Consider the following 13,586-nt stretch of genomic DNA (forward strand, 5'->3'; position numbering starts at 1 on the left):
GGCTGCGACTTGGTTAGTCGATCTGAACGCTCTGGCGCAGCGCACCGGTTTCGCTGTCGAGGATCAGGATTTGATCGTCGGTGGTCACCACCGCCAGCCAGCCGGAGCCAAAGGTCACAGCCCGCGCTGTCGCGCCATCGGGCAGGGTAATGTCTGCCGGAAGCAAGGGGGCAGAGGTGTCATCAGACAAACGGATGACAAGCAGCGCAATTACCACTAGAACCCCGCCCACCATGATCACCGTGAGCGTGGTCACGAGGCGGCGCAGGAAACGCAGCTGCGCCGGTTCGGTAATGTTTTCAGGTTCGGAAGGATGAGTCATGGCCAGCCGCCGCATTGAATTTGTGATCGCGGACAACCCGCCCAAGCGGCTTGATAAAGCGATTGCGCGCGATGTGCCAGAGGAAGCGAACCTGTCGCGCACCCGTCTGGCCCGTCTGATCGAAAGCGGTGGCGTTGAGGTGGACGGGACAGTGGCCAGTGACGCCAAGGCCCGCGTCCCTGAGGGCGCGCAAATCGTCATCACGGTGGAGGACGCTGAGGAGAGCCATATTGGCCCCGAGGATATTGCGCTGGATGTGATCTATGAGGACGCCGACCTTATCGTCATCAACAAACCGGCAGGCATGGTAGTGCATCCGGCCCCCGGCAGCCCCTCCGGCACGCTGGTCAATGCGCTTTTGCATCATTGCGGCGCGGATCTCTCCGGTGTGGGCGGGGTGAAGCGCCCCGGCATTGTGCACCGGATCGATAAGGAAACCTCGGGGCTGTTGGTGGTGGCGAAATCGGACGCCGCGCATCAGGGGCTGGCGGCGCAGTTTGAACGTCACAGCGTTGAGCGCTATTATCAGGCGGTCTGCTACGGTGTACCCGACGCCAATGACCCGCGCCTGCGCGGCGTGCGCGGTGCGAGTTTTGAGCCGGGCAATATCCTCAAGCTCACCACCCAGCTTGCGCGCCACAGGACCGACCGCCAACGGCAAGCGGTATTGTTTGAAGGCGGCCGCCATGCGGTGACCCGCGCCCGCATCATCGAGGCTTTTGGTGCCCCTGCGGCGGCCTCCTTGGTGGAGTGCTGGCTGGAAACCGGGCGCACCCATCAGATCCGGGTGCATATGGCGCATGCGGGCCATGGGCTGCTGGGCGATCCCACCTATGGCGGCAAGCGCAAGATCTCCCCCAAGGCGCTGAGCGCGGCGGGGCTTGTGGCCATCAGCAACTTTCACCGGCAAGCCCTGCACGCTGCCGTTCTGGGCTTTGAGCACCCGGTGAGCGGCGAGATGATGCGCTTTGAGGCCCCGCTGCCCGAAGACATGCAGGCCTTGATCTCAGCCCTTCGGATGCCGGTTGCGATTTAGGGGGAGGGGGAAGTGTTCGTTTGGAAACCTTCACAGATACCTGATCGGATTGTGCTATTTGCGAATTGCTGACATTTGATAATTTTTATGAGTGCGTTTGGCCTTGTGAGAGTTCTGAGCATCTTGTCATCTCTCAATCATCTCATTAGAGCAATGATAATAACGTATTTTGAAAATGGATTTATAAATTGATAAATGTAAATCAAGCTCTGGGTCGAGTGAACATCCTGGAAGAGAGGCTTTCTCCGGAAGTTCTAGCAGAAGCGCGGAATCTCGCAGCTAGTATATTAGATCCAAATACGGCGACGCGGAGTGAAATCTGGAAATCGGTATGGGACAAGCCGCTTTACGCAAACACTAAAGTTACTACTGCCCATCGTTGGATTAAAGAAATTGAACCTTTTAGAGACGAAGCACTCTTGAGCTGGGGAGAGCGAGACGGTGAATTATACATCGAAAAAATAGGTCCGGGTACTAAGAGGGATAGCTTTCGAATCTCGGGAAGAGCATCGAACGAGCTTTTATCCAGAACGCAGGTCGCTCGCCATCGATTGTTCGGAATTCAAGGCGCGGCCGTAGCAATGCGTGCGATGCCGTACGATGCACCCTTTGAGCGACTCGCGGCACAACCACTTGATTTGGCAATTAGTAACATTCAACGAGCGTATGGCGGAGGGTGGGGGCCGATCAGTGTTTTGCATGCCCTCACCGATTTGGGGCTTGCCGTGAAACCCGACATCCACCTTGTGAGGTCAGCCCGAGCAATAGGCCTCTTAGAAAATTGTCACGTATCAGTTAAGCCTGATTTCAAGCAACTTCTTGAGATCAACCGGCGGGTCGGGCTTTTGTGTCACGAAAAATTTGGCGATCGATCAGGTCGGAATTTGCGATACCTTGATAAAGTGCTCATGGAGATCTCGCGCTGCGGAATGTTGACGGACTGAAAACCTGAACATTGCGCTTAGCTACTTAGCCCGGACCGCTTCACCCCGGTGGCTTGCCGCGGTATTTTACGGTTAGCTCGGCGGGGACGTCTTCGGGGTCATAGACCCCAAGCAAAATGCCCTTGCCGCGGGAGGCGCCGCGCCCTGCAATGATCTGCGCGTCTGAGCGGGTGATGCGTTGTGACATGCGCCGACCCCATTGGCCGAGGCGCGCATACATCATGTCGATCACTTCGCGATGTTCAGCGCTGCGTCCAAGGTCGTTAAACTCTTGCGGGTCGTTTTCCAGATCGAACAGCATTGGCGGCAGGCCGCCCTCGGCGTGCATGAACTTCCAGCGCGTGTCCGTCACCATAAAGAGCCGTGCATCGCGGGGGGCGATGCCGAGCTTCACACTCATCGGTGTGCCGGAGTAGTCGTATTCGCTGATCGCGTAGTCCCGCCACACCTCGGGCGTCTGACCGTGCAGCCATGGTGTAAGCGCGCGGCCCTCAAGGATGTGATCTGCGACCTCGCCGCCGGCAGCCTCCACAAAGGTCGGGAGCAGGTCGATGTTTTCCACCAGCGCGTCGCAGGTGGTGCCGCGGGTGGCATCGGCGTCGGGGCGGGGATCATAGACGATCATCGGCACTTTGACGGAGGGTTCGTGAAAGAGATCCTTCTCGCCCAGCCAGTGATCGCCCAGATAGTCGCCGTGGTCAGACGTGATCACGATCATCGTGTCATCCATCCGGCCCGTGTCCTCAAGGTATTGAAACAGCCGCCCCATCTGGTCGTCGCATTGCTTGATGAGGCCCATATAGGCGGGGATGGCGGCTTGTCGGACTTCTTCGCGCGAGAAGGCCTGACCGATGGCATTGCCCATGAAGGCACCGTAAACAGGGTGCGGATCATCTCGCTCTGCGGGATCTTTGATGGCGGGCAGCACATGTTCGGGCCCGTACATGTCGTGATAGGGCGCGGGCACGATATAGGGCCAATGCGGCTTGATATAGCTCACATGCGCGCACCATGGCCCCTCGGCCTGTTCAATGAACTCGATGGTCTTGGTGGTGAGCCACGGGGTTTCGCTGTCTTCCTCGGCAATATTCGCGGCCTTCTGCGCGTTGGCCATGAACCAGCCGGAGGCCATTTCGTCGCCTTCAAGCCCCGCATTGGCAAAGTCGTGCCAGGGGTTATGGCCCGCGTAACCTTTTGATTTGAGGTATTCATTATAGGGGCTGCGTTTTTGGTCATAAAACCCGTCCGGCCCCTCGGCCCAGAGGCCATCGTCACGAATCCAGACGTCAAAGCCACATTCGGCTTGTCGTGCGCCAATCACGCTGTCGGGGCTGAGGCCGAGGCGGGCCATGCCTTCGCTGTCGGCATTCATATGCGTCTTGCCAATGAGCCAGCAGCCCATTCCCGCCTTGCGAAGGTGATCCCCCATGGTCCATTCGCCCACCCGCAGCGGCGAGTTGTTCCATTGCGCCCCGTGGCTGGACACATAGCGCCCGGTGTAGCAGCTCATCCGTGCGGCACCACAGATGGGCGATTGCACATAGGCGTTGGTGAACCGCACGCCAAGTTCTGCCAGCCGGTCGATATGGGGCGTTTTCAGATGCGGATGACCGGCGCAGCTCAGGTAGTCGAACCGCAGTTGGTCGAACATGATAAAGAGGATATTCATAGCGCAGGCCCCACTGGTGTTTCACCAAGGAGGATAGGCCAGTGAAAGATGCGCAAAAACCCTTTGTCAAAACATGCCGCTCAGTGGCATGACGGGACATGTTGAAAGAAAACCGCTCTCTTGATCGTGGCATCGAAATTCTGGAGACCCTTGCGCGTGAAGGGGCGATGTCGCTTGCGGATTTGCACCGCGCCACGGGGCTGCCCAAGAGCACCATCCGGCGGCTGTTGCAGACTTTGATCGCGCGCAAGATCGTGCGCCGCTCGCTGGCGGACCAGCTGTACCGGACATTGGTGGTGTTTCCCGATATTTCGGGCGAAGTGATGCCCAAGGGGATGTTGCATATGGCCGATGCGGCGATCCCGCGGGCGCTGGCGCTGACGAAGGCCATTGGCTGGCCTTCGGATATCCATATCCGCGAGGCGCGCGCGATGCGGATTATCGACAATACCCGTCAGGCCAGCACGTTTCACGTTCAGCGGGGCCAGATCAATCAGCGGGTGAGCCTGTTTGGGTCGGCGGCCGGGGTGGCCTGTCTGGCCGAGATGACGGATGCAGAGATTGCCAAGACCTATGAGGCGCTGAAGCCCGATTTGCATTGGGGACCGGTGCGATTTGGCATGGATCTTGCGACATTGATGAAGCGGATCGAGCGGGTGCGCCGGCTGGGATATGCGGAGCGATCGACGGCGCAGATCAGCGATCATGACTGGGATACCGACCTGCGTGCCATTGCGGTCCCGATCAAGGCGGGCGGGCAGGTGCTGGGCGGGCTCTCGGTTCTGTGGCTCAGGACCTATAAACCGGTGGAGGAGTTTGCAGCGCTGCATCTGCCTGCGCTGCAAGAGGCGGCCGCCGGGATCAATGCGGCCCTTGACGAGGTCTGGGAGGGCGGGGCGCTCTGAGGCGCACCCGACGCATGTCAGAGCAGGCTTTCGGCGGCCTGTTTGGCGAGAAAGGCGCTGCGGTACAGCTGGGTTTTCACCGCGCGCCCCCGATCGGGTCTAAGGTCGGTGATCGGCAGCGGCAGGCTGTCCTCTGACGCGCCGGAGAACAGATCCGCCAGCGCCCGGCCAAACATCGTGCCGGTGGTGATGCCGCGTCCGTTATAGCCCACCGGGGCATAGAGCCCGTCGTCCAGCCGGTGAATGCGGAACAGGTGATCGGGGGTGAAGGCGATCTGCCCGTGCCATGCATCCGCGAACTCCAGCGCGCCGAGGTCCGGGAACAGGCGGCGCAGCTTGCGTTCGGCCCAGCGGCGGGTGAGGCCCTCGGTGCCGCCCACCACCGACCCCATGGAGCCGATAATCAGGCGCCCCGCCTGATCGCGGCGCAGCGAGAACATGATCTTGCCGGTGTCCCACAGGCCCTGACCCTCGGGCAGGATTGAACCGGCCTCGGCACCGAGGGGCTGGGTGGCCATCTGGAAGAAATGGATCGGCGTGAAGCTCTGCGCCAGCCCCGGCCACAGGTCATCGCTATAGGCGTTGGTGGCGATGACAACGCGCCCGGCAGTGATCACACCGCGGTCTGTCTCCACTTTCCAATCTGCGCCGTCTTTCTTTAGCGCATGCACCTTGGTCCCGGTGGAAATGTCTGCCCCGGCAGCCCGTGCGGCGCGGGCCAATCCGCGCACATAGCCCATCGGGTTAATAGTGCCAGCGCGTGCATCCAATAGCCCGCCGTGAAATTTTGCAGTGCCGGTTTTTTCGGCGGTCTCGCTCGCGCTCAGCAGGCGCACCGGCGCACCAAGCGCCTGCCAGCCTGCGGCGCGCGCCTCAAGATCGCGCAGCCCCGATGCAGCATGTGCGGCGTGGATGGTGCCTGCACGGGTGGCCTCGCAGCGGATCTGATATTGCTCGATCAGCGAGAACACATAGTCGGGCATATCGCCCAGCTCGCGCACCAATGCGCCGCCATGCACCTTGCCCAGCATCTGCTCCACCTGTTGTGGTGGCAGCCACAGGCCGGCGTTGACCAGCCCCACGTTGCGCCCGGAGCCACCATGGCCGATCTCCTCGGCCTCCAGCACATGACACGACAGCCCCTTGAGCGCGCCATGCAGCGCGGTCGACAGCCCCGTGTAGCCGCCGCCCACGATGGCCACATCGACGCGGGCGTCCTGTGCCAGAGGATTGGCATAGGTGGGTTCCTCGGATGAGCGGTCCCACAGAGAGATCGGTTCAGAACGCGGCTGACCGGCGGATTGGGAAAGGGACGTGTCTGTGGTCACGCTGATCTCCTCGCATGTTCGGGGGCAGGGTCGGTGCATCAATGTACCGGGCCATAATTTACCAGCCTGAGGGCGACACTGGGGCAGGGCAGGGCGGCTGTCAATTGCTGTGATCGCGCGCCCTATCGCCGGGGCTGGCGTGGGCGCAAAGCTGCCCCTAGAGTGTTGGAAACACACGCCGCAGGAGGTCCGGATGGCACAGCTCAAGACAACATCGGCGCAGATGGTCGCCGCAGCCCGCGCCCGCATCGAAGAAATCACTGCGGCAGAGGCGATTGCCCTGCATGGCACGCCTGAGGTGGTGTTTGTCGACCTGCGCGATGTGCGGGAACGCCAGCGCGTGGGGTTTATCCCCGGCAGTTTTCATTGTCCGCGCGGCATGCTGGAGTTCTGGGTCGATCCCGACAGCCCCTATTTCAAAGCGATCTTTGCCGAGGAAAAACGCTTTGTCTTTCATTGCGCCTCGGGGTGGCGGTCGGCCCTGTCGGTGGCGATGTTGCAGGACATGGGGTTTGAGGCCGCGCACATAAGCGACGGGTTTTCCGGCTGGCTCAAGGCAGGCGGCCCGGTGGTGGCTCCGGTCGACGAGGGCTAATGCCCCGTCCCGACAGCAGGCCAAGGGGTTCATATCGCGACAAAAACGCGACATTTCCGGGGCGTGCGTGATGGTCTTTGCGGGATGCTGTGGCCCGGCTGCACTAGTGGCGCCATTAAGTGTTGGTTAACCAGTTGGGGCCTAAAGACACCAATAACCCACCAGCAGGTATTCAGATGATCCGATCCTTCGCGCTGGCGCTCTGCGCCGCGATTGCGCTTCCTTTGGCCAGCACTGTGCAGGCGGCGGAGGCGGCCCCGTCAGAGGCGCAGAAACGTCACCGGATCGGCTATGGCCACCTGATCGACAATGATCTGATCGGCGATGGCAAGGATCGTTGGCGCACCGGGTCTGTCGCCTCGTCGCGGATTTACGGCTACAGCTGGGACGGGCAGGCCCCTGCGACCTTCGGAGAGCTGCTGGAGCTGCGCTTTCTGGGCCAGATCATCGCCCCGGACAATCTGCGCAATCCGGCTGCCGGTGATCGGCCTTGGGCGGGGGCCCTGTCGCTGGGGCTGCACACGCATATGCAGCGCGGGTCACTGGAGATCTCGCTTGGCGGCGATCTGGTTTTTATCGGCCCGCAAACCGGGCTCGACGGGTTTCAGGACGCGCTGCATGATCTGGCCAACACCACGCGCCCCTCGGATGCGGTGCGCGATGCACAGATCCCAAACACGATACGCCCCACGTTCGTCGGCGAGTTGGGCAAAACCATCGCGCTGGGCCCGCGCAGCCGTCTGCGCCCCTTTGTCGAGGCGCGCGCCGGGGATGAGACATTGGTGCGAATCGGCGCGGACCTGACACTGGGCACTGCCGGGCAGGGCGAACTCCTGGTGCGCGATCCGGTGACGGGCCAGCGCTACCGGACGATGTATGACACCCGCGGCCTGAGTTTCACGCTGGGGGGCGATGTGGCGCATGTGGCACAGTCAGTCTACCTGCCACAGGGGCGCGGATACGCGCTGAATTCACGTCGCGACCGCCTGCGTGCAGGGCTGCACTGGCAAGGCGACGGGCGCGATTTCTTTTATGGAATTACCTATCTGGGCAGGGAGTTCTCTGGTCAGGACACCGGGCAGATCGTGGGCTCCCTGCGGCTGCGCTGGACATTTTGACGTGGTTTTTACGCCACGGTCTCCGGGTCAAAAGCAAACCGGCACCGGGGATTAAGTCTTCCACCTAGGGGCCTGATTTGTTAACGCTTCATTAATAATTGAGATGAACTCAACTGAGGCAGGCTAGAGCGGATGAAGACGGGCTTTCGCGGCACGTTTGTCATCTCTTGGACGCAAACGGAAATTGATGGTCTCGAGGCAGCACCTGTTGCAGCACTTGAGGTGGGCGCTGCGTGGTCATGGCATGGGGACGCCGTGCGCGTGGACGGGCCATCAGAACTGTTGCGTCTGGATATGGCGGATGGGGAACAGGACCTTCGGCGTCGTGCGGCGCGTACGGTGCGCCGCCTCGTGGGCGCAGCCGTGCAGAACCGCAGTGATATTCATGCGATTGATATCGATGACCCGGTGACGGACAGCAGCTTCATCGTGACCAACGGCGTACAAAGCTATACCGTCACCGTGATCGAAGCGGGCCGTGGGCGGCCTGCATTGTTGATGTTTGTGGATGAAATCCCGCCGCGCAACACCGATCTCTGGGTGGTACATCATGCGCTGGGGTATCTCGGTGCGGATCAGGCTCCACGCGACCCCGGCGTGATTTGCTTTACCCCGGGGACACGTATTGCCACGCCTGATGGGCCAAAACCCGTGGAAACCCTGCGTGAAGGCGATCGGGTGCAAACCCGCGACAACGGCGCACAGGTGGTGCAATGGATTGGCGCCCGCCGGATGAGTGGCGCGCGGTTGTTTGTGATGCCGGGGTTACGACCGGTACGGATTCGCGCCGGAGCGCTGGGTATCGATCGCCCGGAACGCGAACTCTTGGTGTCACCAGAGCATCGCATGCTGGTGCGCGGTCGCGCGGCGCGGGCACTCTTTAATGAGCCGGAGGTTCTGGTGGCCGCACGCGACCTGATCAATGGTCGCACCATCGAGGTCGACAGCTCTGTGCGCGAAGTGACTTATGTTCATCTACTGCTGGAACATCATCAGGTGATCTGGGCCAATGGGGTAGAGACCGAGAGCTTCCATCCCGCTCACGCCGCCCTCTCTGCGCTGGATGACAGTGACCGCAAGCGCCTGCTGCGCCGTTTGCCGGGGATTGAGCATGACCCCGCCAGCTATGGCGCCTTTGCGCGGCGCAACCTTTCGGCGTCTGAGGCCGCTATCTTGATGCACAACGCGGCCTGAGCGTAGCCTAGCGGAGCGCCTGCGGCGCACAGGTTTGTTCAGATGCGAGGCGCTGCCTCGCGCTTTGGGATATTTCGGGTTAGAAGAAGAAGCCAGGCCCCGCTCTTCTAACACCAAATATCCTGGGGTGAATTGGCCGCAGGCCAAGAGGGGCAACGCCCCTTTGGGTGGTTTCGGGTAAAGCTGCCGCTTCTTACTTGACACGGCCAAGCGATCCTGTAGAAGCGCGGCTTCATTGGTGTTGGTGGCCCCCGCAAGGGGATGCCTGTCAAGGTCGAGGATCATCAGATCCAAATCCAAGAGGACAACGCCCTTTATCGCCGTGGCGAGCCTGATCTGGTTCTGACGGTTGTGTGTCGCGCGCGTCCGCAACCCGAAAAGTGGGAACCGGTTTTCGGAGCAAGTTGCGGAGCCAAATATAAAGGAGATCAGCCGTGACAAAACGCACGTCTGCCAAGTACAAAATTGACCGCCGCATGGGCGAAAACATCTGGGGCCGTCCGAAATCCCCGGTGAACCGTCGCGAATATGGCCCCGGCCAGCACGGTCAGCGCCGTAAAGGCAAACTGTCCGACTTCGGTATTCAGCTGCGCGCAAAGCAGAAGCTGAAAGGCTACTACGGTGACCTGACCGAGAAACAATTCCGTCGCATCTACGGCGAAGCCGAGCGTGTGAAGGGCGACACCGGTGAAAACCTCATCGGTCTGCTGGAGCGTCGTCTGGACGCTGTTGTCTACCGCGCCAAATTCGTGCCGACCGTCTTTGCGGCCCGTCAGTTCGTGAACCACGGCCACGTGCTGGTGAACGGCAAGCGCGTCAACATCCCCTCCTACCGCGTCAAAGAAGGCGACGTGATCGAGGTGCGTGAAAAGTCCAAGCAGAACGTAGCTGTTCTGGAGGCCGTTCAACTCGCAGAGCGTGACGTTCCGGACTACATCGAAGTTGACCACTCCAAGCTGACCGCCACCTTCGTGCGCGCGCCTGGTCTGGCCGATGTGCCGTACCCGGTGATGATGGAACCGAACCTCGTGGTCGAATTCTACGCCAAAAACTAATGCTGGTGCGCCCAATGGGGCGCGTTTGCTACCAGTTCGAAAAGCCGCTCCTTTTTGGGGCGGCTTTTTTTCATGTCGTCGTTTTTGGAGAGGTGCAATGTGAGGAAGGGCTTGGGTTTGAGAGGAATTGCCGAGTAGGGTGGTGATAAAACCGGATCTTTGTGGTTGAATCTGCGGTCCGAATAAATTGGAGAGACCACCATGCCAAAGATTTCCGCCTTGTGTCGGGCGTTGACCTGCGGGGCTGCGCTGACAGTCGGTTTGACGGTTGCGGCGCTGGCTGCACCCGTAAAGCTCACCCCGGCCAACCCGCAGCCATCAGGGCTGAAGCCGGGGTTGTCTGTGCGCTATGCGTATCCTTCTGATGTGAAGAGCCTTGCTGCCGCGCGCAGTGCGCTCAAATTCAAGGTTGAACAAGGGGCGCCGCTCAAGGGGCTGGATTACCGCGACACGGAGCTGGGACAGAATGTGCTCACCGCCAAACGTGCCGAGCGGGTGGTGGCCGATATTCGCGGTTACGTGCGTTTTGATGCGCCGGGTATCTACACGATCGATTTTCTGACCAATGATGGCCTGCATGCGGTGGTCGGTGGTCAGGTGGTGGGCGAGTTTGATGGCCGCCAACCCTGCGAGGAGACCTTTGCGGTTGAGGTCGAGGTGCCAGAGGCCGGGTGGTATCCGCTCAAGGCGCTGTGGTTCCAGCGCACCAATACCGCCTGTCTGCACATGCGGGCGGGGCCTGCGGGCAAACGTCCCAAATGGATGCCGGATGCGGCGTTTGGGCACTGATATCGAAAGGGAGCAGGGCGGGTTTGCCGCGACCTGTGCCCCTCATCTTTTACGTAAACCATTGGAACACATATGATAGACATTCGTCCGGCCGTATCAGCGGACGCCGAAGAAATTGCCGCCGTGCTGGAGGCCCTGCGTCAGGCGGGCAGGCGCAAAACCGCAGGAGATGCGGCATTTGTACGCGAGACTTACATTGAGAATGACAATCGCATCGCCTGTTCGGTCGCGGTTGACGCTGCGGGGCGGCTGTTGGGGTTTCAGTCCTTGCAGATCGCGCCGGAGGGCAATCCCTATGGCGCGCCGGTGGGCTGGGGCGTGATCGGCACGCATCTGCATCCCGATGCCAGCGGGCAGGGGATTGGGCGCGCCTTGTTCGCGGTGACGCGCGCGGCGGCTGAGGATGCGCGTTTGCCCGCGATCGAAGCCCTGATCGGTGCTGATAACGCGCAAGGTTTGGGCTATTACAGCGCCATGGGATTTGTCGACTATCGCGAGACGCCCACGGCGGTGGGCAAGAAACTGGTTCTCACCAGCTGAGGTCACGCGCTGTGATCACGCATTGTGATGACGCTTTATGATCACGGGGTGCGCGCGCATCAGACCGGCAGCGGGCGTCCTTCGGCAATGGCTTCCATGGCGAAATAGGAGGTCACGCTGTCCAGTTCGACGCCAGCGATCAGGCGTTGATAGACCTTGTCATAACTCGCCATGTCGCGGGTCACGACCTTGAGCTGATAGTCGTAATCGCCACCGATGCGGTGAAAATCCACCACCTCAGGGATCGTCAGCACATGGCGGCGAAACTGCGCCAACCACTCGGCCGAGTGATGCCGGGTGCGCAGCATCACAAAGACCACCAGACCGAGATCGAGCTGGCTGCGATCCACTTCGGCGCGGGTGCCGCGCAGGATGCCCTTGTCCTGCAAGGCCTTGAGCCGCCGCCAGCAGGCGTTTTGCGACAGGCCGACTCGTTCGGCGAGGTCGCGTTGCGACAGGCTGCCATCCCGTTGCAGGGCTCGCAAAAGGTCGCGGTCAATTTGATCAATGTTTTTCGACATATGTGGATCATATGATATGCATATTGGGCTGTCACCTGTGTAAATATGTGAAAATGACCAATCACTGGTGGTCTATCGTTGCTCAAATGGCAATGAGGGCGCGACAATGATCCTTGAACAGTTCAAAACGGCGATCAAACACACAGCGGATGCGGGGGAGCTGGCTCAGACGCTGATTGGCGAGGGGGTGATGATCCCCGGTCTCAACGGCGATGTGCCGCTGGTCTATGCGGATTACGTGGCCTCGGGGCGTGCGATGCGCCCGGTCGAAGCGTTCATTTCCGAAAAACTGCTGCCGTTTTATGCCAATTCCCACACCGAGGCCTCCTATTGCGGCCAGTATGTCACCCGTCTGCGCCGCGACGCCCGGGCCGAGATTGCGCGGCTGACGGGTGCGGGGGACGACTGCGAGGTGATCTTTGCAGGCTCCGGTGCCACGGCGGGTTTGAACCGGTTGGTGAAGCTTTTGGGGATCAATGAGGCCACGCGCCCGGTGGTGTTTATCGGCCCCTATGAGCATCACTCCAACATCCTGCCGTGGCGCGAGAGCCGCGCCGAGGTGGTGGAAATTCCCGAAAGCTCCGAGGGCGGGGTCGATCTGGTGGCGCTTGAAGCGGCCTTGGTTGCGCATGCGGATGCAGATCTGAAAATCGGCAGTTTCTCGGCGGCCTCGAATGTGACGGGGATTATCACCGATCCCGATCCGGTGACCCGGCTGTTGCGCGTGCACGGCGCACTTGCGGTTTGGGACTATGCCGGTGGCGGGCCTTATCTGCCCATCGACATGGGCGCGCATGGGGCGGAGCCAAAGGACGCCGTTGTGGTCTCGCCGCATAAGTTTCCGGGCGGGCCGGGGGCCTCGGGCGTGCTGGTGCTGCGCCGGGATGCGGTGCGCGCGTGTAATCCGTCGTGGCCGGGGGGCGGCACGGTGAGTTTTGTGTCGCCGTGGTCGCACCGCTATGCGGACAGTCTGGCTGCGCGCGAGGAGGCAGGCACCCCGAATGTGGTGGGTGACATCCGCGCGGCGCTGGCGTTCCTGGTCAAGGAGGCCGTGGGGCAGGACCACATCGAGGCGAGCGAAGCCCGCTATGCGGCCAAGGCGCGCGCGGCTTGGGCGGATGTGCCGGGGCTGACGCTTCTGGGGCATGAAAGCGCGCATCGCTTGCCGATCTTTTCCTTCACCGTGGCAGGGGCATCCGGCGCGCCGGTGCATCAGCAGTTGTTTACGCGCATGTTGAGCGATGTCTACGGCATTCAGGCGCGCGGCGGCTGTGCCTGCGCGGGGCCATATGCGCATCGTCTGCTGGAGATCGACCAGCCACAGTCCGAGGCCCTGCTCGGAGATCTTCTGGCCGGGCGGGAGTTGCAAAAACCCGGTTGGGTGCGGCTCAACTTCTCGTATCTGATGGAGGAGGCGACCGTGGACTATGTGATTGAGAGCGTTGCAAAGCTTGTGGCAGAGGCTGAAGAGATCGCTGCCGCTTATGATGCCGACCCGAGCACCGCACGCTTCCAGCCGCGTGCGGCCTGATCCCTCAGTATTATCTATGAATAGACGTTGTGATTGAGG

14 protein-coding genes are annotated in these 13,586 nt (G+C 61.1%); 10 read left to right on the forward strand and 4 right to left on the reverse strand.

Going from position 1 to position 13,586, the window contains the following annotated elements; genetic code table 11:
* Positions 1-13 precede the first annotated feature (13 nt).
* On the reverse strand, positions 14-322 hold the full coding sequence (locus QNI81_RS03355) for a DUF6476 family protein (RefSeq protein WP_283967361.1): 309 nt from the start codon (positions 320-322) through the stop codon (positions 14-16).
* Here QNI81_RS03355 and QNI81_RS03360 point away from each other — a divergent pair.
* Both QNI81_RS03360 and QNI81_RS03365 read left to right on the forward strand, forming a co-directional pair.
* Positions 321-1,358, forward strand: a complete 1,038-nt coding sequence (locus QNI81_RS03360) for an RluA family pseudouridine synthase (RefSeq protein ID WP_283967362.1) — start codon at positions 321-323, stop codon at positions 1,356-1,358. The genes QNI81_RS03355 and QNI81_RS03360 overlap by 2 nt on opposite strands.
* Before the next feature lie 218 nt (positions 1,359-1,576).
* Positions 1,577-2,302, forward strand: a complete 726-nt coding sequence (locus tag QNI81_RS03365; protein WP_283967363.1) for a hypothetical protein — start codon at positions 1,577-1,579, stop codon at positions 2,300-2,302.
* A gap of 40 nt (positions 2,303-2,342) precedes the next feature.
* Here the strand turns inward: QNI81_RS03365 and QNI81_RS03370 are convergent, their stop codons facing one another.
* A complete protein-coding gene (locus QNI81_RS03370; RefSeq protein WP_283967364.1) occupies positions 2,343-3,971 on the reverse strand; it encodes a sulfatase-like hydrolase/transferase in 1,629 nt (542 codons plus the stop codon).
* A gap of 98 nt (positions 3,972-4,069) precedes the next feature.
* Here QNI81_RS03370 and QNI81_RS03375 point away from each other — a divergent pair, with 98 nt between their 5' ends.
* Entirely contained in the window at positions 4,070-4,876 is an 807-nt protein-coding gene (locus tag QNI81_RS03375; RefSeq protein WP_065332526.1) for an IclR family transcriptional regulator, read from the forward strand.
* Positions 4,877-4,893: 17 nt separating this feature from the next.
* On the opposite strand, the gene QNI81_RS03380 is transcribed toward QNI81_RS03375, so the two are convergent.
* Entirely contained in the window at positions 4,894-6,204 is a 1,311-nt protein-coding gene (locus QNI81_RS03380; protein WP_283967365.1) for an NAD(P)/FAD-dependent oxidoreductase, read from the reverse strand.
* A 193-nt stretch (positions 6,205-6,397) separates the two neighbouring features.
* On the opposite strand from QNI81_RS03380, the gene QNI81_RS03385 reads away from it, so the two are divergent.
* The 6 genes from QNI81_RS03385 to QNI81_RS03410 all read left to right on the forward strand — a co-directional run bounded on the left by QNI81_RS03385 (position 6,398) and on the right by QNI81_RS03410 (position 11,495).
* Positions 6,398-6,799: a rhodanese-like domain-containing protein gene (locus QNI81_RS03385; RefSeq protein ID WP_283967366.1), complete on the forward strand. Its 402-nt coding sequence runs from the start codon at positions 6,398-6,400 to the stop codon at positions 6,797-6,799.
* 176 nt (positions 6,800-6,975) lie between these two features.
* On the forward strand, positions 6,976-7,917 hold the full coding sequence (locus QNI81_RS03390) for a lipid A-modifier LpxR family protein (protein WP_283967367.1): 942 nt from the start codon (positions 6,976-6,978) through the stop codon (positions 7,915-7,917).
* A gap of 132 nt (positions 7,918-8,049) precedes the next feature.
* On the forward strand, positions 8,050-9,111 hold the full coding sequence (locus tag QNI81_RS03395) for a Hint domain-containing protein (protein ID WP_283967368.1): 1,062 nt from the start codon (positions 8,050-8,052) through the stop codon (positions 9,109-9,111).
* A gap of 434 nt (positions 9,112-9,545) precedes the next feature.
* Positions 9,546-10,166, forward strand: a complete 621-nt coding sequence (gene rpsD / locus QNI81_RS03400) for a 30S ribosomal protein S4 (protein ID WP_005641099.1) — start codon at positions 9,546-9,548, stop codon at positions 10,164-10,166.
* A gap of 201 nt (positions 10,167-10,367) precedes the next feature.
* Positions 10,368-10,955, forward strand: a complete 588-nt coding sequence (locus tag QNI81_RS03405; RefSeq protein WP_283967369.1) for a PA14 domain-containing protein — start codon at positions 10,368-10,370, stop codon at positions 10,953-10,955.
* 72 nt (positions 10,956-11,027) lie between these two features.
* Entirely contained in the window at positions 11,028-11,495 is a 468-nt protein-coding gene (locus QNI81_RS03410; RefSeq protein ID WP_283967370.1) for a GNAT family N-acetyltransferase, read from the forward strand.
* A gap of 59 nt (positions 11,496-11,554) precedes the next feature.
* Here QNI81_RS03410 and QNI81_RS03415 read toward each other — a convergent pair whose 3' ends face one another.
* Complete coding sequence (locus tag QNI81_RS03415; protein ID WP_005641088.1) at positions 11,555-12,016, reverse strand: Lrp/AsnC family transcriptional regulator; 462 nt, start codon at positions 12,014-12,016, stop codon at positions 11,555-11,557.
* A gap of 106 nt (positions 12,017-12,122) precedes the next feature.
* Between QNI81_RS03415 and QNI81_RS03420 the strand changes: the two genes are divergently transcribed.
* Positions 12,123-13,547, forward strand: a complete 1,425-nt coding sequence (locus QNI81_RS03420) for an aminotransferase class V-fold PLP-dependent enzyme (RefSeq protein ID WP_283967371.1) — start codon at positions 12,123-12,125, stop codon at positions 13,545-13,547.
* The last annotated feature ends 39 nt before the right edge of the window (positions 13,548-13,586 follow it).

This window comes from Tritonibacter sp. AK171 (genome assembly GCF_030127025.1).
Taxonomy (GTDB): domain Bacteria; phylum Pseudomonadota; class Alphaproteobacteria; order Rhodobacterales; family Rhodobacteraceae; genus Epibacterium; species Epibacterium mobile.

Coding starts and splice junctions, on each gene's coding strand:
- QNI81_RS03360 (WP_283967362.1), top strand. CDS start 321: ATGGCCAGCCGCCGCATTGAATTTGTGATCGCGGACAACCCGCCCAAG.
- QNI81_RS03355 (WP_283967361.1), bottom strand. CDS start 322: ATGACTCATCCTTCCGAACCTGAAAACATTACCGAACCGGCGCAGCTG.
- QNI81_RS03370 (WP_283967364.1), bottom strand. CDS start 3,971: ATGAATATCCTCTTTATCATGTTCGACCAACTGCGGTTCGACTACCTG.
- QNI81_RS03375 (WP_065332526.1), top strand. CDS start 4,070: ATGTTGAAAGAAAACCGCTCTCTTGATCGTGGCATCGAAATTCTGGAG.
- QNI81_RS03385 (WP_283967366.1), top strand. CDS start 6,398: ATGGCACAGCTCAAGACAACATCGGCGCAGATGGTCGCCGCAGCCCGC.
- QNI81_RS03390 (WP_283967367.1), top strand. CDS start 6,976: ATGATCCGATCCTTCGCGCTGGCGCTCTGCGCCGCGATTGCGCTTCCT.
- QNI81_RS03395 (WP_283967368.1), top strand. CDS start 8,050: ATGAAGACGGGCTTTCGCGGCACGTTTGTCATCTCTTGGACGCAAACG.
- QNI81_RS03405 (WP_283967369.1), top strand. CDS start 10,368: ATGCCAAAGATTTCCGCCTTGTGTCGGGCGTTGACCTGCGGGGCTGCG.
- QNI81_RS03410 (WP_283967370.1), top strand. CDS start 11,028: ATGATAGACATTCGTCCGGCCGTATCAGCGGACGCCGAAGAAATTGCC.
- QNI81_RS03415 (WP_005641088.1), bottom strand. CDS start 12,016: ATGTCGAAAAACATTGATCAAATTGACCGCGACCTTTTGCGAGCCCTG.
- QNI81_RS03420 (WP_283967371.1), top strand. CDS start 12,123: ATGATCCTTGAACAGTTCAAAACGGCGATCAAACACACAGCGGATGCG.